This is a genomic window from Nocardia tenerifensis NBRC 101015 (genome assembly GCF_000308715.1).
In the GTDB taxonomy this organism is placed as follows: domain Bacteria; phylum Actinomycetota; class Actinomycetes; order Mycobacteriales; family Mycobacteriaceae; genus Nocardia; species Nocardia tenerifensis.
This window is the reverse complement of the sequence record NZ_BAGH01000300.1, coordinates 72,424-96,013: the sequence shown is the minus strand read 5'-3', so window position 1 is coordinate 96,013 and position 23,590 is coordinate 72,424. Positions and strand designations below refer to the sequence as shown.

At 67.4% G+C, this 23,590-nt stretch carries 24 protein-coding genes; 9 read left to right on the top strand and 15 right to left on the bottom strand.

Annotation, left to right across the window (positions count from 1 at the left end; genetic code table 11):
- Window positions 1-24: 24 nt before the first annotated feature.
- The gene (gene nrdE, locus ON39_RS23850; protein WP_051186965.1) at window positions 25-2,130 is read left to right on the top strand and encodes a class 1b ribonucleoside-diphosphate reductase subunit alpha; all 2,106 of its coding nucleotides are present in this window, start codon (window positions 25-27) and stop codon (window positions 2,128-2,130) included.
- Window positions 2,131-2,151: 21 nt separating this feature from the next.
- On the opposite strand, the gene ON39_RS23845 is transcribed toward nrdE, so the two are convergent.
- Window positions 2,152-2,793, bottom strand: coding sequence for a TetR/AcrR family transcriptional regulator (locus ON39_RS23845; protein ID WP_051186964.1), 642 nt, complete (start codon window positions 2,791-2,793; stop codon window positions 2,152-2,154).
- Window positions 2,794-2,873: 80 nt separating this feature from the next.
- Between ON39_RS23845 and ON39_RS23840 the strand changes: the two genes are divergently transcribed.
- A complete protein-coding gene (locus ON39_RS23840; RefSeq protein WP_040737687.1) occupies window positions 2,874-3,329 on the top strand; it encodes a DUF6463 family protein in 456 nt (151 codons plus the stop codon).
- Between the two features lie 45 nt (window positions 3,330-3,374).
- Here the strand turns inward: ON39_RS23840 and ON39_RS23835 are convergent, their stop codons facing one another.
- From ON39_RS23835 to ON39_RS23795, 9 genes are all read right to left on the bottom strand, one after another.
- Entirely contained in the window at window positions 3,375-4,367 is a 993-nt protein-coding gene (locus tag ON39_RS23835) for an LLM class F420-dependent oxidoreductase (protein ID WP_040737686.1), read from the bottom strand.
- A 124-nt stretch (window positions 4,368-4,491) separates the two neighbouring features.
- Window positions 4,492-4,818 carry a 4Fe-4S dicluster domain-containing protein gene (locus ON39_RS23830; RefSeq protein WP_040737685.1) on the bottom strand — a complete coding sequence of 109 codons (327 nt, stop codon included), beginning with the start codon at window positions 4,816-4,818 and terminating at the stop codon, window positions 4,492-4,494.
- Window positions 4,815-6,395 (bottom strand): FAD-dependent oxidoreductase, encoded by a 1,581-nt coding sequence (locus ON39_RS23825; RefSeq protein WP_040737684.1) that lies wholly within the window; start codon window positions 6,393-6,395, stop codon window positions 4,815-4,817. Before ON39_RS23825 ends, ON39_RS23830 begins: the two co-directional genes overlap by 4 nt.
- Window positions 6,392-7,732 carry an LLM class flavin-dependent oxidoreductase gene (locus tag ON39_RS23820; RefSeq protein ID WP_040737683.1) on the bottom strand — a complete coding sequence of 447 codons (1,341 nt, stop codon included), beginning with the start codon at window positions 7,730-7,732 and terminating at the stop codon, window positions 6,392-6,394. The genes ON39_RS23825 and ON39_RS23820 overlap by 4 nt, the downstream gene beginning before the upstream one ends.
- A 27-nt stretch (window positions 7,733-7,759) precedes the next feature.
- Entirely contained in the window at window positions 7,760-8,650 is an 891-nt protein-coding gene (locus ON39_RS23815) for an ABC transporter permease (protein WP_040737682.1), read from the bottom strand.
- Window positions 8,643-9,488 carry an ABC transporter ATP-binding protein gene (locus ON39_RS23810; protein ID WP_040737681.1) on the bottom strand — a complete coding sequence of 282 codons (846 nt, stop codon included), beginning with the start codon at window positions 9,486-9,488 and terminating at the stop codon, window positions 8,643-8,645. Before ON39_RS23810 ends, ON39_RS23815 begins: the two co-directional genes overlap by 8 nt.
- On the bottom strand, window positions 9,485-10,567 hold the full coding sequence (locus tag ON39_RS23805) for an ABC transporter substrate-binding protein (RefSeq protein ID WP_040737680.1): 1,083 nt from the start codon (window positions 10,565-10,567) through the stop codon (window positions 9,485-9,487). The genes ON39_RS23810 and ON39_RS23805 overlap by 4 nt, the downstream gene beginning before the upstream one ends.
- Window positions 10,568-10,866: 299 nt before the next feature.
- On the bottom strand, window positions 10,867-11,601 hold the full coding sequence (locus tag ON39_RS23800) for an IclR family transcriptional regulator (RefSeq protein WP_040737679.1): 735 nt from the start codon (window positions 11,599-11,601) through the stop codon (window positions 10,867-10,869).
- 125 nt (window positions 11,602-11,726) lie between these two features.
- Complete coding sequence (locus tag ON39_RS23795) at window positions 11,727-13,127, bottom strand: glycosyltransferase (protein ID WP_051186963.1); 1,401 nt, start codon at window positions 13,125-13,127, stop codon at window positions 11,727-11,729.
- 300 nt (window positions 13,128-13,427) lie between these two features.
- Between ON39_RS23795 and ON39_RS23790 the strand changes: the two genes are divergently transcribed.
- From ON39_RS23790 to mraY, 3 genes are all read left to right on the top strand, one after another.
- A complete protein-coding gene (locus ON39_RS23790) occupies window positions 13,428-14,018 on the top strand; it encodes a DJ-1/PfpI family protein (protein WP_040737678.1) in 591 nt (196 codons plus the stop codon).
- Window positions 14,019-14,481: 463 nt separating this feature from the next.
- On the top strand, window positions 14,482-15,846 hold the full coding sequence (gene mgtE, locus ON39_RS23785) for a magnesium transporter (protein ID WP_040737677.1): 1,365 nt from the start codon (window positions 14,482-14,484) through the stop codon (window positions 15,844-15,846).
- A gap of 71 nt (window positions 15,847-15,917) precedes the next feature.
- Window positions 15,918-16,994 (top strand): phospho-N-acetylmuramoyl-pentapeptide-transferase, encoded by a 1,077-nt coding sequence (gene mraY, locus ON39_RS23780; protein ID WP_040737676.1) that lies wholly within the window; start codon window positions 15,918-15,920, stop codon window positions 16,992-16,994.
- Between the two features lie 7 nt (window positions 16,995-17,001).
- Here mraY and ON39_RS23775 read toward each other — a convergent pair whose 3' ends face one another.
- Window positions 17,002-17,595 (bottom strand): helix-turn-helix domain-containing protein, encoded by a 594-nt coding sequence (locus tag ON39_RS23775; RefSeq protein ID WP_211336338.1) that lies wholly within the window; start codon window positions 17,593-17,595, stop codon window positions 17,002-17,004.
- Between the two features lie 77 nt (window positions 17,596-17,672).
- Here ON39_RS23775 and ON39_RS23770 point away from each other — a divergent pair, with 77 nt between their 5' ends.
- From ON39_RS23770 to ON39_RS23755, 4 genes are all read left to right on the top strand, one after another.
- Complete coding sequence (locus ON39_RS23770; protein ID WP_040737675.1) at window positions 17,673-18,299, top strand: class I SAM-dependent methyltransferase; 627 nt, start codon at window positions 17,673-17,675, stop codon at window positions 18,297-18,299.
- 28 nt (window positions 18,300-18,327) lie between these two features.
- The gene (locus tag ON39_RS23765) at window positions 18,328-18,816 is read left to right on the top strand and encodes a DinB family protein (RefSeq protein ID WP_040737674.1); all 489 of its coding nucleotides are present in this window, start codon (window positions 18,328-18,330) and stop codon (window positions 18,814-18,816) included.
- A gap of 31 nt (window positions 18,817-18,847) precedes the next feature.
- Window positions 18,848-19,864, top strand: coding sequence for an alpha/beta fold hydrolase (locus tag ON39_RS23760; protein WP_040737673.1), 1,017 nt, complete (start codon window positions 18,848-18,850; stop codon window positions 19,862-19,864).
- A gap of 241 nt (window positions 19,865-20,105) precedes the next feature.
- Window positions 20,106-20,495, top strand: coding sequence for a hypothetical protein (locus ON39_RS23755; RefSeq protein ID WP_146251159.1), 390 nt, complete (start codon window positions 20,106-20,108; stop codon window positions 20,493-20,495).
- 299 nt (window positions 20,496-20,794) lie between these two features.
- Here the strand turns inward: ON39_RS23755 and ON39_RS23750 are convergent, their stop codons facing one another.
- From ON39_RS23750 to ON39_RS23735, 4 genes are all read right to left on the bottom strand, one after another.
- Window positions 20,795-21,001, bottom strand: coding sequence for a DUF397 domain-containing protein (locus ON39_RS23750; RefSeq protein WP_040737671.1), 207 nt, complete (start codon window positions 20,999-21,001; stop codon window positions 20,795-20,797).
- A complete protein-coding gene (locus ON39_RS23745; RefSeq protein WP_040737670.1) occupies window positions 20,998-21,876 on the bottom strand; it encodes a helix-turn-helix domain-containing protein in 879 nt (292 codons plus the stop codon). The genes ON39_RS23750 and ON39_RS23745 overlap by 4 nt, the downstream gene beginning before the upstream one ends.
- Window positions 21,877-22,239: 363 nt before the next feature.
- Window positions 22,240-23,091 (bottom strand): TIGR03619 family F420-dependent LLM class oxidoreductase, encoded by an 852-nt coding sequence (locus tag ON39_RS23740; RefSeq protein ID WP_040737669.1) that lies wholly within the window; start codon window positions 23,089-23,091, stop codon window positions 22,240-22,242.
- 72 nt (window positions 23,092-23,163) lie between these two features.
- Window positions 23,164-23,538, bottom strand: a complete 375-nt coding sequence (locus ON39_RS23735) for a MerR family transcriptional regulator (RefSeq protein ID WP_040737668.1) — start codon at window positions 23,536-23,538, stop codon at window positions 23,164-23,166.
- Window positions 23,539-23,590 lie beyond the last annotated feature (52 nt).

Genomic DNA, 23,590 nt, shown 5'->3' with positions numbered 1-23,590 from the left:
CGCGGTGCGGACACCACCGAGGTCATGGACTACCACGCCCTCAACGCGATGCTGAACTTGTACGGCCCGAACGGTGAGATCCAGTTCGACAAGGACCGCGAGGCCGCGCACCAGTACTTCCTGCAGCACGTCAACCAGAACACCGTCTTCTTCCACAACCTGGACGAGAAGCTGGACTACCTGGTCGACGAGAACTACTACGAGCCGGAGGTGCTGGACCAGTACAGCCGGCCGTTCATCAAGCAGCTGTTCCAGCAGGCGTACGCGAAGAAGTTCCGGTTCCCCACCTTCCTCGGCGCGTTCAAGTACTACACCTCGTACACGCTCAAGACCTTCGACGGCAAGCGCTACCTGGAGCGGTTCGAGGACCGGGTCTGCATGGTCGCGCTCACCCTCGCCGCGGGCGACGAGGTGCTCGCGCGCAAGCTGGTCGACGAGATCATCGACGGCCGCTTCCAGCCGGCCACCCCGACCTTCCTCAACTCGGGCAAGAAGCAGCGCGGCGAGCCGGTGTCGTGCTTCCTGCTGCGCATCGAGGACAACATGGAGTCCATCGGGCGCTCCATCAACTCCGCCCTGCAGCTGTCCAAGCGCGGCGGCGGGGTCGCGTTGCTGCTCAGCAATATTCGCGAGCACGGCGCGCCGATCAAGAAGATCGAGAACCAGAGCTCGGGCGTCATCCCGATCATGAAGCTGCTCGAGGACTCGTTCTCCTACGCCAACCAGCTCGGCGCGCGCCAGGGCGCGGGCGCGGTGTACCTGCACGCGCACCACCCCGACATCTACCGGTTCCTGGACACCAAGCGGGAGAACGCGGACGAGAAGATCCGCATCAAGACCCTCTCGCTCGGCGTGGTGATCCCCGACATCACCTTCGAGCTGGCGAAGAAGAACGAGGACATGTACCTGTTCTCGCCGTACGACGTGGAACGCATCTACGGCAAGCCGTTCGCCGACATCGACGTCACCGAGAAGTACTACGAGATGGTCGACGACAAGCGCATCCGCAAGTCGAAGATCAAGGCGCGCGAGTTCTTCCAGACCATCGCCGAGCTGCAGTTCGAGTCCGGCTACCCGTACATCATGTTCGAGGACACGGTGAACCGCGCGAACCCGATCGCGGGCAAGATCACCCACTCGAACCTGTGCTCGGAGATCCTGCAGGTGTCGACGCCGTCGCTGTTCAACGACGACCTGTCCTACGCCAAGGTCGGCAAGGACATCTCCTGCAACCTCGGGTCGCTCAACATCGCCAAGACGATGGACTCACCCGACTTCGCGCAGACCATCGAGACCGCCATCCGGGCGCTCACCGCCGTCTCCGATCAGACGCACATCTACTCGGTGCCCTCGATCGAGCAGGGCAACAACGAGTCCCACGCGATCGGCCTCGGCCAGATGAACCTGCACGGATACCTGGCCCGCGAGCGGGTGCACTACGGGTCCGAAGAGGGCATCGACTTCACCAACATCTACTTCTATACCGTTGTGTACCACGCGATTCGGGCGTCGAACCAGATCGCGAAGGAGCGCGGCGCCTACTTCGGCGGCTTCCCCGAGTCCAAGTACGCCAGCGGCGAGTACTTCGACAAGTACACCGACCAGGTATGGGAGCCGAAGACCGAGCGGGTGGCGCGGCTGTTCGCCGACGCCGGGGTGCGGATCCCGACCCAGGCCGACTGGCTCGAGCTCAAGGCCTCGGTCATGGAGCACGGCATCTACAATCAGAACCTGCAGGCCGTGCCGCCGACCGGCTCGATCTCCTACATCAACCACTCCACCAGCTCGATCCACCCGGTGGCGTCGAAGATCGAGATCCGCAAGGAGGGCAAGATCGGCCGCGTCTACTACCCGGCGCCCTACCTCGCCAACGACAACCTCGAGTACTACGACGACGCCTACGAAATCGGCTACGAGAAGATCATCGACACCTACGCCGCCGCCACCCAGCACGTGGACCAGGGCCTGTCGCTGACCCTCTTCTTCAAGGACACCGCGACCACCCGCGACCTGAACCGCGCCCAGATCTACGCCTGGCGCAAGGGCATCAAGACCCTCTACTACATCCGCCTGCGCCAAATGGCGCTGGAGGGAACCGAAGTCGAGGGTTGCGTGTCCTGCATGCTGTAGGAGCCGCTTACCACGAAAGCCTCAGTGCGATTGCCGCACTGAGGCTTTCTCTATTCCTGCCGGGTTTGTCAGCGCGCCCGAGGTCAGGGCGTTGGTGACACTTCGTGCTACCGCGTCGGCGAGAAGTGTTGTGCGGGTTGGATCTTCGTTCAGCATGATCTGCCAGGCGAAAAGGGGGCCGAGGAGCAGAGCGTGCACGAGGGCGGGGTCCGGGCGGTGGGGTAGTTCGCCGCGTGCCACAGCGCGGTCCAGCAGTGTCGTGATGACCGAACGTTCCACGGCCAGATAGGAATCGGTGAAGCGCGCGCTCAGCGCCTCGTCGGCATGAATGTCGGCCAGCAGCCCCGCCATCACACCGGCCGCGGACCGGGCGAGCTGGTCACCGATCCGGGTGGTGAGTGCGGTGATGTCGCCGCGAAGCGAGCCGGTATCGGCCGGTGGGGCTTCGTTCAGGTCGTGCAGCAAGACGGCGAAGATCATCTCCTGTTTGGTCGCGTACCTCCGGTAGATCGTCGCCTTGCTTATCCCGGCGCGAGCGGCCACGGCATCGACGGTGAGTGTCGCGTAACTCTGTTCGCCGAGCAGGGATCTGACCGCGGCGGCGATGGCGTGATCTACCCGACCGTCCCGAGGGCGACCTCCCGCTTGTTTCGGTTTCGACATGCTGGCATCATACGAGACTGACAGTATCGAAACTGGCAGTCTCGTAACGCGGCTCGCGTGACCGGGCAGGTGGAGGACAGATGGAACTGACCGAACAGCGCGCCGCTTCTGGCTGGCGAGGTGCCCGATCTACGAGAATCGCCGGATGGATCGCCGTCGCCTTCGGCGTCGTGCACGTCGTCGTTTCCCCACTGGATGTGCGCGACACGTGGTCGCAGGCTGTGGCGGACGGCTGGTGGAATACCTTCACGCTCGAAAAGTCGGCAACGCTCGCCCAATTCGAACGCTCGGAAGCGCTATGGATCTCGCTCGGCAGCTTCGGCGTTCCGGTGTTGGTGCTCGGTTGCTACATCGTGTGGTCGACACGCCACCACCAGCGCGTGCCGGGGTGGATCGGCTGGCTCATGCTCGGTTGGGCGCTACTCCTGGCCACCGCGGTGCCCGCTTCCCCCGCCTGGGCGCTCCTGGTCTGTGGCGGACTCATCGTTCTCGGGGATGGCAAGAGCAGTCGTCCCAACGGACTTCCCGCTGCGTGAACGCGCCAGGCGACCACCGATCGGGCAGTCGCCTGGCGTGCACGTTCAGGCGAGGGCCGGAGCCACTTCCTTCTCGAACAGCTCGATGCCGGAGGTGTCGTAGGCGGCCTCGGGGAAGTTGAAGATGCCGTAGCCGAGGCCGAGATCGCGGACGGGGGTGAGGCGTTCGATGATCTGCTCCGGGGTGCCGACCGCGAGCGAGGGGCGGAACATGCCGTCCACGAAACCCTTCGCCTGATCCTCGCTGATCACCGTGGCCAGCTTGGCCTGGATCGCCGAGAGGCGCTCCTCGACTTCGGCTTCGGTGGACGCGACCACCGCGTTGAAGTTCGACGAGCGCACGATGGCGTCGAAATCCGTACCGACGTCGGCGCAGTGGGCGCGCAGGATCTCCGACTTCTGCGCGAACTCGTCCGGGGCGGGGCTGAAATTGGTGTAGGCGGCGTACTTCGCCGCGATCCGCAGCGTCTTCTTCTCACCGCCGCCCGCGATCCACAGCGGAATCCCGCCCTCCTGAAACGGAAGTGGCCGCACGATCGCGCCGTCGACCTGGTAGTGCTTGCCGTCCAGGGTGGCCTTGCCCTCGGTCCACGCCTGACGGAAGATCTGCACCCCCTCGTCCAGCCGGCCCAGCCGCTCACCCGCGCCGGGGAAGCCGTAACCGTAAGCGCGCCATTCGTGTTCGTACCAGCCGCCGCCGATGCCCATCTCCACCCGGCCGCCCGAGACGAGATCGACCGTCGCGGCGACCTTGGCGAGGTACACCGGGTTGCGGTAGCTCATCGCGGTGCACATCTGCCCGAGCCGGATCCGCGAGGTGGACGCCGCGAACGCCGACATGAGCGTCCACGCCTCGTGCGTCGCCTCCTCGGTCGGCACCGGAACGGTGTGGAAGTGGTCGTACACCCACAGGGACTCCCAGGTGTCGCCGGCGTCCGCGCGTTGCGCGAGATCCCGCATCACCCGCCACTGGTCCGCCGGGTCGATGCCCACCAGATCGAGCCGCCAGCCCTGTGGGATGAAGATGCCGAAGCGCACAGATCTCTCCTTCGTGTGTTTGCCCCAAACCTAGTCAATCATCCCGTGCTGGGACGATCGTCGCGCGGCGGCGCGGTAGCGCGCCCCGGCGAGTGCGCACCGGCGGCTGATGGTCCGCTCGATGTCACGGCAGCTCGGGGCCGATCGCGTACCGCGCGCCCAGCGGGCCGCCACCCCAGCCGAGCGCCTTGCGGTAGCTGCCCAGGAGGCCGTGGTCGATGAGGTACTGCTCGTCGCGTTGCTCATCGTCCGGCGCGAGTGGTTCGGTGCGCGCGGCGACGAACAAGGCGTCGGTGGGGCAGTACGCCTCGCACAGGAAACACGTCTGGCAGTCGGTTTGCCTGGTAAGCACGGGGATTCCGTTCGCGCCGCGATCGAAGACCCGGGTGGGGCAGACCTCGACGCACTTGTCGCACCCGATGCATCGCTCGGCCGAGACCAGTTCGATCATGCCGGCACCAGCCGCGACTCGGCCAGGAACACCGGCTCCGGCGCGGTCCACACCTCGTCGAGCCCACCGGTGATCAGTCGATGGTGCTGCGCCGGATCGATATCCGGGAACTCCTCGCGACGAGCCATGCCGCGCGACTCGGTGCGGGCGAGCGCCGCCGTGTACATCCAGCGCGCGTGTGCGATCATCGCCGCGGCCGAGCGCACTTTCGACGGATCCGCCTGTGTGAGAGTCAAACTCGTCCGAGCCTGCCGCCACGCGTCGTGCAGCGTCGCCAGCGCGGGCCGCAGCCGGTCGCCGTGGCGGAGATAGTTCTTGTCGTACGGCAGCACCTCCCGCTGCACCACCGCGACGAGGTCGGCGGGGCGCAGTTCGGCGTCCGGCCGGCCGGTAGGCCGGAGGCCGACCCCGCCCGCGCCGAACCGCTGCCGATCATCGACCGAATCACCCTGTAGCCGAGCGTATTCGGCCGCTCCCGCGCCGGCCCAGCTGCCCGACGACATCGCCCACGCGGCGTTGTGGCTGCCGCCGCCGGTGAACCCGCCGCAGATCAGCTCGCGAGTAGCGACGTCGCCCGCGACATACAACCCGGGCACGCTGGTCGAGCAGTCCGCGCCCGCGACGCGGACCCCGCCCGTGCCCCGAACGGTGCCCTCGAGGAGCAGCGTGATCGGGAACCGATCGGTGAAGGGATCGATGCCGAGCCGGTCGAAGGTGAGGAAGAAGTTCGGCTGCCCGAGCCGCATCGCCCGGCGTTGCTCCGCATCGGCCCGATCCAGCGTGCAGTACACCGGACCGCTCGCCAAGGCCCGCGCGATCGGTGAGCGACTCTTGCCGGACGCACCCGCCAGTATCTCGCCGTTAGCCTGATAGAAGGTCGCGAAGGAGTAGTACGCCGTCTTCGTCACCGACGTGAACTCCGGCGCGATGGCGTACGCATTGGAGAACTCCATGCCGGACAGCTCCGCGCCCGCCTCCACGGCCATCAGGGCGCCGTCGCCCGTATTGACGTTGCAGCCCAACGTTTTCGAGAGGAAGGCACACCCGCCGGTCGCGAGAACGACGGCACGCGAAGGGACGTCGATCAGCTCACCGGTCGCCAGCCGTTGCAGGCGCGCACCTGCCGCGGATCCGTCGGCGTCGGTGAGCAGTTCGATCGCCGGAGCGTGATCGAGGACGCGAACCTCCGCCCGCTGTACCCGAATCCGCTGGCGCCGCATGTATTCCGGCCCCTGCACCCCGGTGCGCACCGGCCGGCCTGCGCGATCGACGGGGAAGGGGTAGCGCCCGACCTCGGCGAGTTCATCGACCCTGGCGTAGGTCTCGTCGAGCACCCGAGCCATCCAGTCGCGATCGGCGAGGTAGCCGCCGAGCGCTTCCCGGCTCGCCATCGCCCGCTCGCGCAGTTCCGGATCGGGCCGCACGTACCAGATCCCGGTGCCGGCGGCGGCGGTCGCGCCGCTGCTACCGCAGAAACCCTTGTCCGCCAGCGCGACCGAGGCGCCGGCGGCCGCGGCCCGCAACGCCGCCCAGGTCCCGGCCGGGCCGCCGCCGAGTACGAGGACGTCGACGGTCATGCGCTCACCTCGGCCCGTTCCCGAGCGTGCCTGCTCTGCACCGGACCGAGCCCGTAGTGCCCGCGCAGCGTGTTCGCGGTGTAGTCGGCGCGAAAAAGCCCGCGCTCCTGGAGGATTGGGACCACCCGGTCGACGAAATCCTCGAGTCCGCCGGGCAGATACGGCGGCATGATGTTGAACCCGTCGGCGGCGCCGTTGTCGAACCAGCTCTGCAGTTCGTCGGCGATCTGCGTCGGCGTGCCCGCGAAGGTCCGGTGTCCGCGCCCGCCGCCCAGCTTGCCGATCAGCTGCCGAATCGTCAGGTTCTCGTTCGCCGCCAACTCTTTGACCAGCGTGAATCTGCTCTTGTGCGTCTCGATATCGCTCTCCGAGGGCAGCGGTGGCAGCGGCCCGTCGAGCGCGTGCTCGGTGAGGTCGACGCCGAGCATGGTCGACAGTTGGCGCAGGGCGTAGTCCGGTGAGATCAGGTCGGTGAACTCCTGCTCGAGGGCCTGCGCCTCCTCGGTCGTGTCGGCGATGAACGGCACCAGGCCGGGCAGCACCTTCAGCTCGTCCGCCGCGCGGCCGTACCGTGCCAGTCGGGACTTCAGATCGCGGTAGAACGCCTGCCCCTCGGCCAGCGTCCGCTGCGCGGTGAACACCGCCTCGGCGTGCCGCGCGGCGAACTCCTTTCCGCTCTCCGAGGATCCGGCCTGCACCAGCAACGGCCTGCCCTGCGGGGTGTGCGGTGAGTTCAACGGCCCGCGGACCCGGAAGCGCGGCCCGTCGTAGTCGATGGTGTGCACCTTGCCCGGGTCGGCGAAGACGCCGGCCGCGGAGTCGAGCACGATCGCGTCCGCCTCCCAGCTGTCCCACAGCTGCTCGACCACGTCGACGAACTCCTGCGCCCGCTCGTAGCGGCGCGCATGCTCGGGGACGCCGTCGTAACCGAAGTTGAACGCCTCGTCCGCGCCCGCCGACGTGACGATGTTCCAGCCCGCGCGGCCACCGCTGATGTGGTCGAGCGAGGCGAACTTGCGGGCGAGGTCGAACGGCTCGTGATAGGTGGTGGACGCGGTCGCGATCAGCCCGACATGCGTGGTGACGGCGGCGATCGCGGCCAGCAGCGTGATCGGCTCGAACACCGCGAGGGTATTGCGCTCGATCCGCGGCCCGACCGCGAGCCCGTCGGCGAAGAACACCGAGTCGAGCTTGCCGCGCTCGGCGATCCGGCCGAGTTCTTGGAAGTGCCGCACGTCGAGCACGCGGTGCGCCTCTGTGCGCGGATGCCGCCACGCGGCCTCGTGGTGCCCGACGCCCATCAGGAAGGCATTGAGATGAAACTGCTTATCAGACATGGTTTTCCTTGTGTCGCGAGCGGACGGTCAGGCATTCGGTTCGGTGCGCCAGCGCGAGAATCGGCGTTCCAGCGCGACGAGCAGGCCGTTGAAGGCCAGGCCGAGCAGTGAGATGGCGATGATCCCGGCGTACATGTTCGGGATCTGGAAGTTCTGCTGGGCCGCGGTGATCAGATATCCGAGACCCGCTCTGGCGCCGAACATCTCAGCGGCCAGCAGCACCAGGATCGAGCTCGCCGCGGCCATCCGCAGGCCGGTGAAGATGGACGGCAGCGCGGCGGGCAGGATCACCCGCTGGAACAACCGCAGCGGTGAGAGACCGAGCGAGACAGCGGATTTGATCAGCAGCGGGTCGACGGTACGAACGCCGTTGATCGTGTTCAGCAGGATCGGGAACGCACTCGCGTACACCACCAGGGCGATCTTCGACGTCTCGCCGATGCCGAGGATCAGGATGAAGACCGGCAGCAAGGCCAGCGCGGCGGTATTGCGAAACAGCTCCAGTATCGGATTCAGGAAATCGGCCACCGGCTTGTACCACGCGATCGAGACGCCCAGCGGGACGGCCACGATCAGCGCGAGGACGTAACCGGCGAGCGACCGACTGAGGCTGGCCGAGAGGTGCGTCCAGAGTTCACCACTCGCGGCCAGGTCGACGAAGGCCCGCGCGACTACCGAGAACGGCGGCAGGAACACCTCGTCCACCAGCCCGAGGGTGGGGGCCAGCTGCCACAGCAGCAGGAACAGCGCGATGACGATCGTCGGCTTGAACACCCGCCAGCCGAACCGGCCGACCACCCGGAGCGCGCGTGCCCCGGCGTCGGATGACCGGCTCGCCGGCCGATCGGCGGGGGAGCGATCGGGCGCGGCGATGCTCACCGCGATCGAACGTTCGGTGAAGTCCACCGCGCTAGACATGGGTCACCCTCTCGTCCTGTGCTTCGTCCGGGTTGTCCGACAAGGACTCTCGCTCCAGCGACGCCGCACGCTGGACCTCGCTCTGCAGCAGCGTCCAGATCTCGTGGCGGTAGTCCCGGAAACGCTGGGACGAACGGATATCGCCGCCCGCCGCCCGGTCGATCGACACCTCCACGACCGCCTTGATCCGGCCGGGCCGCGAGGTCAGCACCGCGACCCGCTGGCCGAGGTACACCGCCTCGTCGATGCCGTGCGTGATGAACAGCACCGTCTTGCCGGTGGCTCGCCAGATGCGTAACAGCTCGTCCTGCAACGACTCCCGCGTCTGCGCGTCGAGCGCCGCGAACGGCTCGTCCATCAGCAGCACCTCCGGGTCGAAGGCGAGGCTGCGGGCGATGGCGACGCGCTGTTTCATCCCGCCGGACAGCTCGTGCGGGTAGCGATCACCGAAGCCGGTCAGCCCCACCAGATCCAGGTACTCATCGGCGACCGCACGACGCGCCTTGCGACGTAAACCCTTTGCCTCCAACCCGAATTCGATATTGCCGCGGGCCGTGCGCCACGGCAGCAGCGCGTACTGCTGGAACACGATGCCGCGGTCCAGGCCGGGTCCGGTGATCGGCTCGCCGTCCAGCAGGATCTCGCCGGAGGTCGGCTTGCTCAGGCCGCCGAGCAGATCGAGCAGCGTCGACTTGCCGGATCCGCTCGGTCCGACCAAAACGAGGAACTCACCGTCGCGCACATCCAGCGAAACGTCGTCGACGGCGGTGAACTGTTCGTTCGAGCCGCGGACGGCGAACTGCTTGTGCACGCCGGCCAGGGAGAGTTTCGCGGTCATTTCGCGGCCACCGCCTCGCCGGTCGGGCCGCTCGTGGGGGTGAAAGTGCCGTTGGCGTACGGGTTGTCCTTGTTGGTGAACAGGTCCGCGGCGCGCACCTGCCCTTCCTTCAACTCACCGTTGCGGACCAGCCAGTCGATCCAGATCTGCAACTCCTTCTCGGCGATCACCCCGCCCGGCGTCGGCAGTCCGGAGCTGCGCCAGTACTTCACCAGGCCGGTGTTCTCGTTGCGTCCGCGCTTCTCGATGATCGAGGTGAACCGGGCGAGCACCTCCTCGCGCGGCGTGAGCTGCAGCCAGCGGGTGGCGCGCGCGGTGCCCTGCACGAAATCCTTGACGGCTTCCGGGTTTTTGGCGAGGTAGTCGTTGCGGAAGACGTAGGTGCCGTAGTTGAGCGCGCCGTAGAGCGCCGTGTCGGTGTACAGCGGGTGGAGTCCGCCTCGCTCGACCGCGGTCTCCCGGAACACGCTGCCCAAGGCTCCGACGTCGATCTGTCCCTTGCGGATCGCGTCCTCGGTGTTGGCCGGCGGGACCACCGTCAGCTCCACCTGCTTGATCTCCTGCTCGGACAGGCCCTGCTGGTGCAGCCACTCCCTGGTGATGAACTCGTGGTGTGCGCCGAGAGTGTTGACGGCGACCTTCTTGCCGATCAGGTCGCGGGCCGACCTGAGGCCGGAGTCGTCGCGGACGAAATACCCGGTGAACGACTGTTCGTCGGAGCCGTAACTGCTGAGTACCGAGGTAACCTTCGCCCCGCCCGCGATCAGTTTCACCACCGCGCCGTTGAACGCGCTGCCGAATTCCACCTGATTCGTCGCCGCCGCTTGGATATTGGCCGGCCCGCTGGTGGTGTCGCCCTCCCAGCGCAGCGCGATTCTGGTGAAGTAACCGAGGTCCTCCGCCAATTCGTAAGCCGAGACCTGGCCGGTCGCGCCCTGATAGCGCAGCACGGTCTTTCCGTCGACGGTGGTGCCCGGCCCGGACTTGCCGCAGCCCGTGAGCACGGAGACGCTGGTGAGCAGGGTGAGGGCCGCGGCGACGGCGCGCAGTGCACGCCGCGGGGGAGCGGAGGAGGGCATGGTGGAAATCCTTCGGACAAGCACGTGCGGCACGGAAAGGGCACGGCGACAACAGAAAAGAGAGATGGGAATGCCGGAGCGGAGGCGGCCGGGAAACCGGCGTCAGCGGCGACAGATCCCGTGCGGCACCCGCATCAGGTCGATCGCGCGTCGGCGGATCAGCGTGTTAGGTGTCAACTCTTCGAGACTTCCGTGAACTGTGGCGGGACCGGATCCGGTGCCCGTGGCCTTCTATGGTGTTGCCCGGCATCGCCGTAGACAACGGCCATTCCACATTGTGAAAATCGCAGTGAGTCGAATTACCGCGGGTATATCGCCGCGGCGGAGGCGTTCTGCACGACCCCGCCGATCCGCACCGCGATCCGATGCATGGCGGGCAGGATGTCGCGGACCAGTTCGTCGTTCAGCCGCGCCGAACGCGCCTGCACGCTCAGCGCGCCCCACACCTGTTTGTCCGCGCCGAACACCGGCACCGCGACGGACCGGATGTGGTCGTCCACGCCCTCGAACTCCTCGACCGCGAAACCCTTGCGCCGCACCAGATCCAGGTCCGCGGCCGGATAGGCCGGCACGGGCCGATGGGCGAGCAGCGCCCGCCCCGACGCGCTCGAACCCAGCGGTTGCCGCGCCCGCGGCAGTTGATGGGTGCAGAACCGCACGGGCGGGCGCGCCTGCAACACCGTCACCGCCTCCCGTGCGTCGGCGACGCTGAGACTCGTCGTGATCTGGATCCCCGCCGCGAGCGCGTACATGTGCGGCGCGGCCGCGTCGATGCCGAGCCTGTTCAACGCGGGGCGGGCCAAGGTCGCCAGCCCCTGCCCGATCCGATACCGATCGGTGGCCGGATCCTGCTCCAGCCGCCGCCCCCGCACCAGGGCCTGCGCCAGCCGATGCGCCGTGCTGACCGGCACCCCGGCCACATGCGCGAGCTCGCTGATCGACAGCTCCGGATCGTCCCCCTCGAAGCAGTTCAGCAGATGCACCGCCCGCTCGACAGCCTGCGACCCCGACCGTGGCTGATCGGCAGTAGTCATAACGCCCTCCTGGCTGTCCTGCTCCAATCGGCCCACTGTCCCGTGGTCCGATCGACCGGACAACCTTTCGACGCCGCCTGCGTCTAATTTCGCCACCGGGGTAGCGCGCTAGAAACGTCGGCGATTCAGCGATCGCGGCGTTGCCAGGTCGTCCAGTAGCGGTCCTCGGAGGGCGGAGAATCGTTGGGCGGCAGGATGATCGGGTCCGGCTCGCCGCGGGTTATCTGGGGGGCGACCTCGTTGGTGGGGTAGGGATGGGAGCTGTGGGTCGGGGTGGTGCCGGACCAGATGCCGTGGCCGATCGGGTGGCCGGCGAAGTGCCGTTCCAGCAGCTCGGCGCCGCGCAGCGTGCCGCCCGCCGCGGCGAACCCGGCGGCCACCCGCGCCGCGCCCGCCCGGAGCGTCATCGCCTTGTCGATGCCCGCGCGCAGCGTGGCCGGGGTGAGCCGCTTGGCGGACACCCACGTGCCCGCCTCGTTGGTGACCACACGCCGCGCGACCTCGGACTGGCCGCGGCCGAACGGCACCACGCACACGGGAACGCCTGCGGCCAAGGCCTTTTGGGTGATGCCTAGCCCGCCGTGGGTGACGACGACGTCGGCCCGGTCCAGGATCAGCTGATGCGGCACGAACGATTCGGCCCGCGCGTTCGGCGGGACCGTCAAGGTCTCGGGGTCGACGGCGCCGGTGGTGACGATCGTGCAGAACTCGCTGTCGGCGAGCGCGTCCATGGCGGTCTGGGCGAGTCTGCCGTCGTCCTGGAACTCGGTCGAACAGGTGACCAGCGCGATCGGCCGATCGATGTCGGCGAGCCAGGCGGGCGGCTCGGCCTCCGGCGCCCACAGGCCGGGGCCGATCTGGTGCACCGACAGCGGCCAGTCGCCGCGCGGGTAGTCGAAGGGCGGTGCGGTGAAGTTGAGCAGCAGGGGCGGCTGTCGCAGGTAGTCCACGGCGTTGTCCAACTGGTCGAGGCCGTAGTACTGGCGCATGTGATTGAGCTGCGGCAGCACCTCGTTCCATCGCCGGGTGAGGAACCACTGCAGGGTGTTGTCGCGGATCCGGCCGAGCAGGTCAGCGCGTGGCCGCAGGCCGGGGCCGAAGGGCGGCACGTCGCGTGACGGAATGGGCAGCAGCGTCGAGGCCCACGACGCCCACGGCAGTCCGCTGGCCGCGGCGAGGATCTGCGCGCCCGGCGCGGTGAGGTCGATCAGCAGCGCCTCCGGTCGCTCGGCGATGATCGCGCCGCGCAAGGCCTGGATCTCCTCCGGAATGCGCTCGATAAGCGCGCGCAAGGCGGCCCGCAGCGCGGGGATCCGCGCGGTGGTCGCCCAGTCGTGCAGGGTGTCGCGGGCCAGGGCGGGCGGCAGCGCGCGCACCGTGAGGCCGAACTGCGCCAAGGCCTGTTCGCTGTCGGGCAGGGTCAGCACGGTGACCTCGTGGCCGCGCGATACCAGCTCCGCCAGCACCGGCGCGACCGGATACAGGTGTCCTTGTGCCGGTGAGGTGAACGCCAGTATTTTCGTCATACCTGAGGCTAACTTGTAGCTAATGCTCGCGTCACCTGGTTGGTGTTACCTTCTCGACAGCGGCGGAGAATCGACGCGGGCGGTTCTGCTTGCTATAAGCCTTGTTCCAAGCGGGTTTTCGGCTGAGTCTTATGGTTCACGGTCCGCCGGAGGCACGCCAAACGAACTCCGGTTACGTCATGGTCTCGGATTCGTTTCAGAATCGTGAGCTAACAAATGGTGACGATTCGGCACGGGCCGCCGCTCACCTCGGCCGCTAACGTCGATCGGGGATCGGTTCTCGACGCGAGAGGGACAACAATGACGCGCACCATCGGCCTGCTGCTGTTTCCGGGAACCGAGGAGCTCGACGCGGTGGGTCCCTGGGAGGTGCTCGCCTTCTGGACGCAATTCTTCCCCGACGACGGCTATACGGCGTTCACGTTCTCGCGGGACGGTGGCCCCGTCAAGTGCGCGAAGGGTCTCACGATCGAGGCGGAGTACTCGTTCGACACCGCGCCCCGCCGCGACGTGCTGATCATCCCCGGCGGCATGGGCACCCGGCCGATGCTGACCGACGAGCCGATGCTGTCGTGGGTCCGCGCCCAGCGCGATACGACGCCGCTGATCACCAGCGTGTGCACCGGCTCACTGGTCCTCGCGGCGGCCGGCCTGCTGTCCGGGCGCCCGGCGACCACGCACTGGAAGTCGCTCAGCCGGCTGACCGAGCTGGACCCGAGCATCGAGCTGCGTCCCGAGGACCGGTTCGTCGACGACGGCGACATCGTCACCGCCGCGGGCGTCTCCGCGGGCATCGACATGGCTTTGCATCTCGTACGGCGGTTGTCGAGCGACGATCGCGCAAGGGAGGTCCGCAGGCTCATCCAGTACGACCCCGCGCCGCCGGTGTGATCTGCTGCACTGCAACCGGATTCGCTCGCCAGGTCGCGGTGGTCCGAGCCATGCTCGGCCGCGGCACCTTGCGCATCCGCGGCTGGCGTGCGGAGTAGGCGGTGCACTGCGCCGACCGAGCCCGCACCCAACTGGGTACACCGTGTGGCGACGCGGCGAACGCCGTGGTGGCGACGGCCGAGGTGACCAGGGCGATCGTCCGTGGTGAGAACTTCCCCGAATTGCCTGTATTCTGCACAGGGATGCTTTCGCGTCCGATCAATGTTTCAGGGACTGTGCGGGCCCGTCCGGTCTGCGGCAGCGACGAGAAGGAGGTGGGGTTGCCATGCGCAGCGAACCTCCCAGTCGAAGGCCGCGCGGCGTCGCCCCTTCGCACTCCTGAGTAGTCAGCGACAGTGGGGCCGGCGCCCGCGGTGTGACTCTTCGCGCCCCCATTCACTCACGCATATCGCTGAGGACACCCATGTCGCAGACCGATGTCATCGAAGTACGTCCGTCGCTGTCCGAATCGCTGCAGGACATCGCCGACACCCACCGCGTCGACGCCGCGCTCGCCTGGCTCGACAACCACCCGCCGCACATCATCGCCGACCAGCTCGCCAGGATGGACGCCGTCCAGGCCGGCATGGCGTTCCGGCTGCTCGACAAGGACCTGGCGCTCGCGGTCTTCGAGGAACTCGAACCGGTCGACCAGCAGCAGATCCTCCAGGGCCTGCGGGACCAGAGCTTCCGCGACCTGATCGAGGGCATGGCGCCCGACGACCGCGCCCGCATGCTGCGCGAGGCCCCGGCCAAGGTCGCCAAGAAGGTGCTCGCCGGGCTCAGCCCGCGCGAACGGCGGATGACGGCCACGCTGCTCGGCTACCCGGAGGGCTCGGCGGGCCAGTACATGACCCCCGAGGTGGTCGCGCTGCCGCAGAACCTGACCGTCGCGGACGCGCTGGCCATGGTCCGCGCGAAGGGCGCCAACGCCGAGACCGTCTACACGCTGCCCGTGGTCGATGTGGGCAGGCGGCTGACCGGCATCGTCGAGCTGCGCGAGCTGGTGCTCAGCAGGCCCGACACGATGATCGCCGAACTCGTTGTGACCGAACCGGTTTGCGCGCGCGCCACCGACTCCGCGGAGAAGGCGGCCCGGCTCATGCGCGAGACCAACGACATCAACATGCCCGTGGTGGACAGCGAGAACCGGCTCGTCGGGCTGCTCACCATCGACGACGCCGTCGAGGTGATCGAGGCCGCGGACAGCGAGGACGTGGCCAGGCAGGCGGGCTCGTCGCCGTGGGAGGGCCACTACATGGCCGCGGGCGTGTTCCAGCTGGCCCGCTACCGCGCGATGTGGTTGCTGCTGTTGCTGTTCGCGGCGACGCTCACGGTCAGCGTCACCGACATGTTCGAGGGAACGCTGCAGCAGGCCGCGCATCTGGCGCTGTTCATTCCGCTGCTCATCGGCGCGGGCGGGAACGCGGGGGCGCAGGCTGCCACCTCGTGCGTGCGCGCGCTGGCCGTCGGCGAGGTGCGGGTGAGCGACCTGTTCCGGGTGATCTGGCGCGAGTGCCGCGTCGGCCTGGTGCTCGGATCCATGCTGGCCGCAGCGGGTTTGGTGATCGGCGGGCTGTTCGTCGGCCCGCGCGTCGCGGTGGTCGTCGGCATCACCCTCGTGCTGATCTGCGGCTGGGCCGCCACCATCGGCGGCACCATGCCGCTGCTGGCCAAGAAGCTGCGGATCGACCCCGCGGTGGTGTCGGCGCCCATGGTCACCACGCTGGTGGACGCCACCGGGCTGATCATCTACTTCACCACCGCCAAGCTGGTGCTCGGCATCTGAATCACCCGGTCGGTGAAAAAGAGCGCGCCCCTTGATGTTTCAATTGCTCCGACTTTCCGAATGAGGGGCGAATGAGACAGATCTTGTTCTCGGCGATGATCGCGCTCGCGGTGTCGATCACCTTGACACCGTTGCTGATCAAGCTGTTTGCCAGGCGAAAGGTCGGGCAGGAGATCCGGGCCGAGGGGCCCGCCAGCCACCAGGCCAAGCGCGGCACGCCGACGATGGGCGGCATCGCGATCCTGGTCGGCATGTGGGCGGGCTACCTCGGGGCGCATCTGCTCGGCATGCGGCACGACGCGGCGGGGATATCCGTCTCGGGCCTGCTGGTGCTCGGCTTGGCCACGGCGCTGGGCGTCGTCGGTTTCCTGGACGACTTCATCAAGCTCCGCAGGCAGCGCAACCTCGGCCTGACCGCGACCGGCAAGTACATCGGCCAGCTCACGGCCGCGGTGGTGTTCGGCGTACTCGCCCTGCGGTTTCCGGCCAGCACCGGATTGACCCCGGGCAGCAGGCACATGTCCGACGTCCGCGACGTGGCCACCGTGTCGTTCGGGCTGGCCGGTTTCCTGCTCGTAGTCACCTTCCTCGTGGTGGCCTGGTCCAACGCGGTGAACATCACCGACGGTCTCGACGGGCTCGCGGCCGGATCGATGAGCTTCGCGCTCGGCGCCTACGTGATCATCACCTTCTGGCAGTACACCAATGCCTGCGCGACCACGCCCGTCGCGGGCTGCTACAACGTCCGCGACCCGCTCGATCTGGCGGTGGTCTGTGCCGCGGGGGTCGGGGCGTGCACCGGATTCCTCTGGTGGAACGCGGCGCCGGCGAAGATCTTCATGGGCGACACCGGTTCGCTGGCGCTCGGCGGCCTGCTCGCCGGGCTCTCGGTCACGACCCGCACCGAGCTGCTCATGGCGGTGGTCGGCGCGCTGTTCTTCGCCGAGATCCTCTCCGTGCTGCTGCAGATCGTCGTCTTCCGGACCACGCGCAACCGGCTGTTCAAAATGGCGCCGTTCCATCACCATTTCGAGCTCAGCAAGTGGGCCGAGACCACCGTCATCATCCGGTTCTGGCTGCTGGCGGGGATCTCCTCGGCCGTCGGACTGATGCTGTTCTACGGCGAGTACCTGGCCGCCATCGGCTGAGCGCCGGTCAGGACTTGGCCGGGTCGGCGCGCACGTGTGATCGCACGCCCTGCAGGCCGAACAGGATGAGCAGCTCGACGACGCCGCCGTCGGCGCTGCCGAGCCAGTGCGGCAGGGACGTGTCGAACTCGGCGGCCTCGCCGGGCGGCAAGATCAGGTCGCGCTCGCCGACCACCAGTCGCAGCTTGCCGTTGAGCACATACAGCCATTCGAAGCCCTCGTGGGTCTTCGGGGTCGGCTCCAGCGGTTTCGGCTGCGCGGGGATGATCATCTTGAAGGCCTGCGTGCCGCCCGGTCGCCGCGACAGCGGGACGAACACCATGCCGTGTTTGCGGATCGGCTTCAGATGGATGCGGGGGTCGCCGGTGCGCGGTGCGCCGACGAGATCATCGAGGGGGACGTCGTAGGTGCGGGCCAGCGGGAGCAGCAGCTCCAGGGTGGCGCGGCGCTGACCGCTCTCCAGCCGGGACAGTGTGCTCTCCGACACCCCGGTCGTGGCCGCGAGGTCGGCGAGGGTGATGCCGCGGTCGCGACGCAGCGCCCGTAGCCGGGGTCCCACCACGTCGAGCACGTCTTCGGTTTCGCGGTCCACGCCGACCATCTTGCCAGAACCGCAATTTTCCGTGCCAAATACGGAGTCCGCTGTCGAGACTGAACGTATCGACAGAAGGAGCCTCGATGAGTACCACCGATGCGGTCACGTTCTGGGACGGCGTCTACGCGACCCGACCGGCCGCCACCGATCCGCAGCCGAATTACCGTCTCGCCGAGGTGGTTACGGGCTTACCGGCCGGTCATGCGTTGGACCTCGGCTGCGGTGACGGTGGTGACGCGCTGTGGCTCGCGAGGAACGGGTGGCGGGTCACCGCCGTCGACATCTCGGCCGTCGCGGTCGAGCGGCTCGCGAACTTCGCTCGCGCGCACGGTCTGAGCGATCGGATCGTCGCCGAAAGCCATGATCTGCCTGGGACTTTTCCCACGGGCCGGTTCGAACTGGTCTGCGCCCACTATCTGCACACCGCCTTCGATCTCGATCGGGCGACGGTTCTGCGGGCGGCCGCGCACGCGTTGCGGCCGGGCGGGGTGCTGCTGGTCGTCGATCACGGGTCGACCGCGCCGTGGTCGTGGAATCAGGATCGCGACGTCCGGTACCCGACTCCGCACGAGGTCGCCGCGGGTATCGATCTGGACCCGGCGACCTGGCGGGTCGAACGCGCCGAAGCGGCTCCACGGATCGCGACCGGTCCGGACGGGCGCACCGCCGAGGTCGTCGACCACATCCTGCTCATCCGCCGCATCGCCTGACCCGGCGAACTCTCGAACGGAGACCACCATGTCGACCATTTCTCGTCGCCGCCGCGATACGCCGCCGCCCCGGACCGGCGGCAGCGAGGCGGCGACCCTGCGCGGATTTCTCGACTACCTCCGGGACTCGATCGTCGCGAAGGTCGACGGCGCACCCGAGCCGCAGGTGCGCACGGCCGCCGTGCCGTCGGGCACGAACCTGCTCGGCCTGCTCGAGCACCTGACCTTCGTGGAGCGCGCGATGTTCCTCGGGGAGAAGGTCACCGACTGGCAGACGACTTTTCGGGCCGCGCCGGCCGACAGCGTGGCCGAGGTCGTGGCGCGTTACCGCGAGACCGTCGCGCGCGCTAACAAGGTGCTCGACGGGTGCACCGATCTCGGGGCACCGCTTCCGCGGCCGGACGGTCCTGGCCCCAGCGTCCGCTGGGCCCTCACCCACATGATCGAGGAGACCGGCCGGCACGCGGGCCACGCCGACATCCTCCGCGAACTCATCGACGGCGCGACCGGGCGCTGACCACGAAAAGCCCTCTCCAGGACAGGATCATATGACTACCGCACCACGGCCGTCGTCGCGCCGCTTCCTCCGGAACGCCGCGGCGGTTCTGCTCACCGCCCTGCTCACGCTCGGTACGGCGTCCTGCGCCACCTCGACCGCCGACGTTCCCGCCTACGCCGTCGCGACCAAGGACGACGCCCAGTTCGCCAAGACCTTCCGGCACGAGTTCGCCGACGTCGACGGCGTCCGCATGCACTACGTGACCGGCGGCAGCGGGTCGCCGGTCGTGTTGATCCACGGCTGGCCGCAGACCTGGTTCGGCTGGTGGCCGATCATGCCCGCGCTCGCCGAGCAGCACACCGTCTACGCCGTAGACCTGCCCGGCCTCGGCGACAGCACCGGCTCGCCGAGCGGCTACGACAAGGCGACGCTGGCGCGCTATGTGCACACCTTGATCGCCGACAAGCTCGGGTTGCGCGACGCGCGCGTCGTCGGGCACGACTTCGGCGCGGCGGTGGCGTTCCAGTACGCCAGCCAGTTCCCGGCCGACACCGCTCGCCTCGGCTATCTCGATCTACCGCTGCCGGGACCCGCGATCGACGCCGCCGCCTATCGGAACTTGAGCTGGCACATCGCTTTTCATTCGCAGCGCCGGGTGCCCGAGGCGGTGGTCGGTGACGACGTCCGCGACTACCTGGCGCTGTTCTACCCGCAAGTCTCTTACGGCGGAACGGCTTTCGGCGGCACCTCGGATCGCTCGCCGTTCACCGACGCCGAGGTGGACGAGTTCGCCCGCACCTACCGCAGGCCCGAGGTGCTGTCCGGCGGATTCGAGCTCTATCGCGCCCTGGACAAGGATGTGCGCGACACCGTCGCGGCCGCCCCGACCAACGTCCCGACGCTGCTCATGACCGCCCAGGGACAGCTCGACGGGATCCGATCCACCGTCGCGCCCCGGATCACCAACATCGTGCGGGCGGTTGACGTATACAACGCGGGACACTGGCTCGTCGAGGAAAACCCCCAGTTTGTCAGTGCCGAATTGCTGAGGTTCCTAGCGGGATAACGGTTTTCGGCTTTCGGCGAAAAATCTCCGAATCCGCCGCTCGATCGGCCGACGGTGCCGGTGCCCGAGGATACGATCTCCCCGAAATAACAACGCGGTAACGGATGAGGGGAGGGCTCGACCCATGAGTACCAGCGGAAAGACTCTGGAACAGCGCGTAAGCGATCTGGAGTACTGGCGTGATCATCAGATCACGCGCGATACTGTCACGGTGACCCGATTCGAGGAACAGTTCGGCGCCGTGCACGCGAAGATCGATGACCTCTACGCCGGGATGGCGGGGATTCGCGCGAGCATCGGCGACCTCGACGGTCGGTCGGTGGCCTCGAGGCTGATCTCGATGAATGTCGATATCAGCAACTTGGTTGCCGGTCAGGAGGAGATCAACGCTCGGCTCGGCGTGATGGATGGCCGGTTCGAGGCGATGGATGCTCGATTCGAGACTGTGGACGCTCGGTTCCAGGCTATGGATGTTCGGTTCGACGCCATGGATGCTCGATTCGAGGCCATGGATGCTCGATTCGAGGCGATGGATGTTCGGATGGCTTCTGTGGAGACCAACATGATCTACCTCAGGTCCGACGTTGCTCAGATTCTGCACATCCTGCGGAATCCCTACAGCGACAACTAGTTTCGAGCAGTACGCTAGTAGCCTGCCGCTCCCGATCGGGGGCGGCAGGCTTCGTTGTGTAGCGCGCGGAGTGGGGCCGCCGATTCCGATCGACAGTGGTTGCGCCGAGTACCCGGCCGAGCATGACCTCGAAGATGCCCGGCTTCAAGTGGGAACGCTTCTCGCGGTGCGGGTTTGTGTGTCGGCGTCGCCGAATGTCACTGTGACGGTGGTCGGGGTGCTGGAGCCGGCATCGGTGCCTCGCGCGGAAACGACGACGAGACCCCCACTGGCAGTGAGGGTCTCGCGTTCAGCGGTGGTTACCCGCGATGGAACTCACCGTCCGCCACGCCGGCGGTGAAGGCGTCCCACTCGCTCGGGCTGAAGACGAGGGCGGGCCCGGATGGGTTCTTGGAGTCGCGGACTCCGACCATGCCGTTGTCGAGATGCGCTACCTCCACGCAGTCTTTCTTTGCGGTGCTGTGCGAGCTCTTGAACCAGCGAGCGTTGGTGGTGTTGATGGTCATTTCTTGAACTCCTCCGCGATGTCGAGGATAAGAGTGTGGCTTTCTGCCTCACCCAGTGCCAGACGCTTGAGGTCTGTGCAGACTTTACGATACGCCGAAATCTCCTCGGGGCGCTCCAAATACAGATCTCCGGTAAAACCTTGTGCGTACACCACGGGCGGCTCGGTGAGATACCCGGTGGGGTGCGGCGGGAATTCGAGAAGAACGAATGTTCCTACTGTCAAAGCGCGATATGTTCCCGCCGTTGTTGGAACAATCCGAACTGAAACGTTCGGCAATTCCGCGGTGGCGGCGAGGTGTCGCAACTGGGCGAGCATGGCGTCGGGACCGCCGCACGGACGTCGCAGCGCCGACTCATCGATGAATACATCCAGCGTCAGTGGATTGGCGTCGTCGCGGAGTCGCGCCTGCCGCAGCTCGGCGATATTGATGGTCGCCTCGACGTCCTCGGTGGGCGAGTTCGGGTATTCGATCCAGAGCATCGCCCGCCGGTACTCTTGGGTTTGCAACATTCCAGGCAGAAACGTCGTCTGATAGGAAATGATGCGGTGAGCTGCGTCTTCGAGCCCCACGAACACCCCGAAATTCGTGGGGATCGCCCCGTCGAAGGCGTGCCACCACCCTTTCGACTTCGCCTCCTCGGCGAGGGTCATGAGTATGCCGGTGAGTTCCGGCTCCACTGCGTAGACTTCGCACAACCGCTTGACGAACAACGGGTTCAGTCTGATCGGTATACCGTTCTCCATCCGCCATAGCGTCTGTTTACTGACGCCGATTTCGGTCCGCGCGGCTTCCGCACTCACATTCGCCGCTTCGCGGGCTTTGCGGAGTTCGCGGGCCAACAGCCTGCGGGGAAGGGTCGAACCAGTCATCATTGCTGCATCTCCGAAGGGTCGCTAACGAAGGTGGTCTGTTTTGGAACCGAGTGCGGCAGCGATTCTGGAACCTGACCGAAATATCGACCGATATCGGTCTCGGAGGGTTCCCTTCGGGTGATCGCGGTGCTGCACTGTATATGCCTCGGAAAGCGGCCGGACGGCAACCCTGAATCCGCTTCCGAGCTCATCCAAGCAGCAGACTCTAATGGAGGTTTACCGTTTGGCCGAATTACGGACAGCCACCCCGCAGCAGGAACAATCCAAAATGGAATTCCCACATAAAAAAGCGCCGACCAGTGGCCTGTCGAGCTACAGCGGACGGCCGCCGCCCGGTGCAAGGCGGCGGCCGGATCGACCAGGTCAGCCGTGGAGATCGAAACGCTCAGCGAAGCGCGACATCTCGTCGAACAGATCCTCGGGATCTATGCTGCCGAGGACGATTCGAGTCACTCCTTCCGCGGCGAGGCCTGCGACGCGCTCCACGGGCATGTCGATCGATCCCCAGCGGGTGTACTCGAGGGCCATCGGATCACGGCCCGCGGCAACGGCTTCCGACTTAGCGAGCTCGAGCTGCACGGCACGTTCGTGCGGCCCGAGCATCCCGCCGGGAAAGTAGCCGTCGCCACGGCGGCCCGCCCGGCGCGCCGCGGCCCGGCTGGAGCCGCCGACGTGGATCGGCAAATGCGGCACGTTAACGGGTTTGGGAAAGCTGACCAGCGAGTCGAACGCGAAGAACTCGCCCTCGAAGCTGACGCCCGCCGCGCCGCCGGACCACAGCAGCCGCAGCACGTCGATCGCCTCGTCGGCCCGTCGGCCGCGGCTGGCGAAGTCGACGCCCGTGGCGGCGGCTTCACCCGGCATCGTGCCGAGCCCGACGGTCAGCAGGCGCATGCGCCCGCGCGAGAGCACATCGATGGTCGCCAGGCGCTTGGCCAGGACCACCGGGTGCCGGTAGGGCAGCAGCAGCACGCCCGTGCCGAGCAGGATCCGCTCGGTGGCCGCGGCGACGAAGCTCAGGCAGTCGAGCGGGTCGGGGTAGGGCAGGGTCGCGGGCATCTCGAACTCGCCCACCTTCGCGCCCGGATACAGCGCGATGTGGTCAGGAAGATAGATGCCCTCGAACCCGCACGCCTCCGCATGCCGGGCGAAGGCGACGAGCCGATCGGGGTCGGTGCCGTAATACGGTGTGCTGAAACTGATGGCGAACTTCATCGGTGTCCTCGACTGACGTGGGCAGCGACGGTCGCGCGGCCGGTCTGTCGAGACCGGCCGCCGGACAGGAGTTCACGCGAATTCGCAGGCGGGCGTGGGTCGTTCGACCCCGGCGAGCCGCCGGTCCAGCTCCGCCCGCAGCGCGGTCAGCCTGATGAGCGCGTCGTCCACCTCATCGAGCTTGCGGCGCAGCACCGCGACAGAGTCCGGGCAGTCGTCGCCGGAGCTGTTGCCCGCGCGCAGGCAGGTGACGAACGGACGGATCTCGTCGAGGTCGAAACCGGACTCCAGCAGCGTCCGGATCTTCCGGACGACCGGCAGCTCCGCCTCGTCGTAGACGCGATACCCGTTGGTGGAGCGGCGCGCCCGCACCAGCCCGTGCTGCTCGTAGTACCGCAGGGTGCGGGTACTCGTGCCGGCCTGTTGCGCCAGCTCACCGATCAGCATCCGACCTCCTCCGAGCGACCGTCACGGCCACGCTAAACGTTGACGCCGGTGT

Bases quoted from the DNA above. Each gene is read 5' to 3' on its own strand.
- nrdE (WP_051186965.1), top strand. From the start codon at position 25: ATGGACTACCACGCCCTCAACGCGATGCTGAACTTGTACGGCCCGAAC.
- ON39_RS23845 (WP_051186964.1), bottom strand. From the start codon at position 2,793: ATGTCGAAACCGAAACAAGCGGGAGGTCGCCCTCGGGACGGTCGGGTA.
- ON39_RS23840 (WP_040737687.1), top strand. From the start codon at position 2,874: ATGGAACTGACCGAACAGCGCGCCGCTTCTGGCTGGCGAGGTGCCCGA.
- ON39_RS23830 (WP_040737685.1), bottom strand. From the start codon at position 4,818: ATGATCGAACTGGTCTCGGCCGAGCGATGCATCGGGTGCGACAAGTGC.
- ON39_RS23825 (WP_040737684.1), bottom strand. From the start codon at position 6,395: ATGACCGTCGACGTCCTCGTACTCGGCGGCGGCCCGGCCGGGACCTGG.
- ON39_RS23820 (WP_040737683.1), bottom strand. From the start codon at position 7,732: ATGTCTGATAAGCAGTTTCATCTCAATGCCTTCCTGATGGGCGTCGGG.
- ON39_RS23815 (WP_040737682.1), bottom strand. From the start codon at position 8,650: ATGTCTAGCGCGGTGGACTTCACCGAACGTTCGATCGCGGTGAGCATC.
- ON39_RS23810 (WP_040737681.1), bottom strand. From the start codon at position 9,488: ATGACCGCGAAACTCTCCCTGGCCGGCGTGCACAAGCAGTTCGCCGTC.
- ON39_RS23805 (WP_040737680.1), bottom strand. From the start codon at position 10,567: ATGCCCTCCTCCGCTCCCCCGCGGCGTGCACTGCGCGCCGTCGCCGCG.
- ON39_RS23800 (WP_040737679.1), bottom strand. From the start codon at position 11,601: ATGACTACTGCCGATCAGCCACGGTCGGGGTCGCAGGCTGTCGAGCGG.
- ON39_RS23795 (WP_051186963.1), bottom strand. From the start codon at position 13,127: ATGACGAAAATACTGGCGTTCACCTCACCGGCACAAGGACACCTGTAT.
- ON39_RS23790 (WP_040737678.1), top strand. From the start codon at position 13,428: ATGACGCGCACCATCGGCCTGCTGCTGTTTCCGGGAACCGAGGAGCTC.
- mgtE (WP_040737677.1), top strand. From the start codon at position 14,482: ATGTCGCAGACCGATGTCATCGAAGTACGTCCGTCGCTGTCCGAATCG.
- mraY (WP_040737676.1), top strand. From the start codon at position 15,918: ATGAGACAGATCTTGTTCTCGGCGATGATCGCGCTCGCGGTGTCGATC.
- ON39_RS23775 (WP_211336338.1), bottom strand. From the start codon at position 17,595: ATGGTCGGCGTGGACCGCGAAACCGAAGACGTGCTCGACGTGGTGGGA.
- ON39_RS23770 (WP_040737675.1), top strand. From the start codon at position 17,673: ATGAGTACCACCGATGCGGTCACGTTCTGGGACGGCGTCTACGCGACC.
- ON39_RS23765 (WP_040737674.1), top strand. From the start codon at position 18,328: ATGTCGACCATTTCTCGTCGCCGCCGCGATACGCCGCCGCCCCGGACC.
- ON39_RS23760 (WP_040737673.1), top strand. From the start codon at position 18,848: ATGACTACCGCACCACGGCCGTCGTCGCGCCGCTTCCTCCGGAACGCC.
- ON39_RS23750 (WP_040737671.1), bottom strand. From the start codon at position 21,001: ATGACCATCAACACCACCAACGCTCGCTGGTTCAAGAGCTCGCACAGC.
- ON39_RS23745 (WP_040737670.1), bottom strand. From the start codon at position 21,876: ATGATGACTGGTTCGACCCTTCCCCGCAGGCTGTTGGCCCGCGAACTC.
- ON39_RS23740 (WP_040737669.1), bottom strand. From the start codon at position 23,091: ATGAAGTTCGCCATCAGTTTCAGCACACCGTATTACGGCACCGACCCC.
- ON39_RS23735 (WP_040737668.1), bottom strand. From the start codon at position 23,538: ATGCTGATCGGTGAGCTGGCGCAACAGGCCGGCACGAGTACCCGCACC.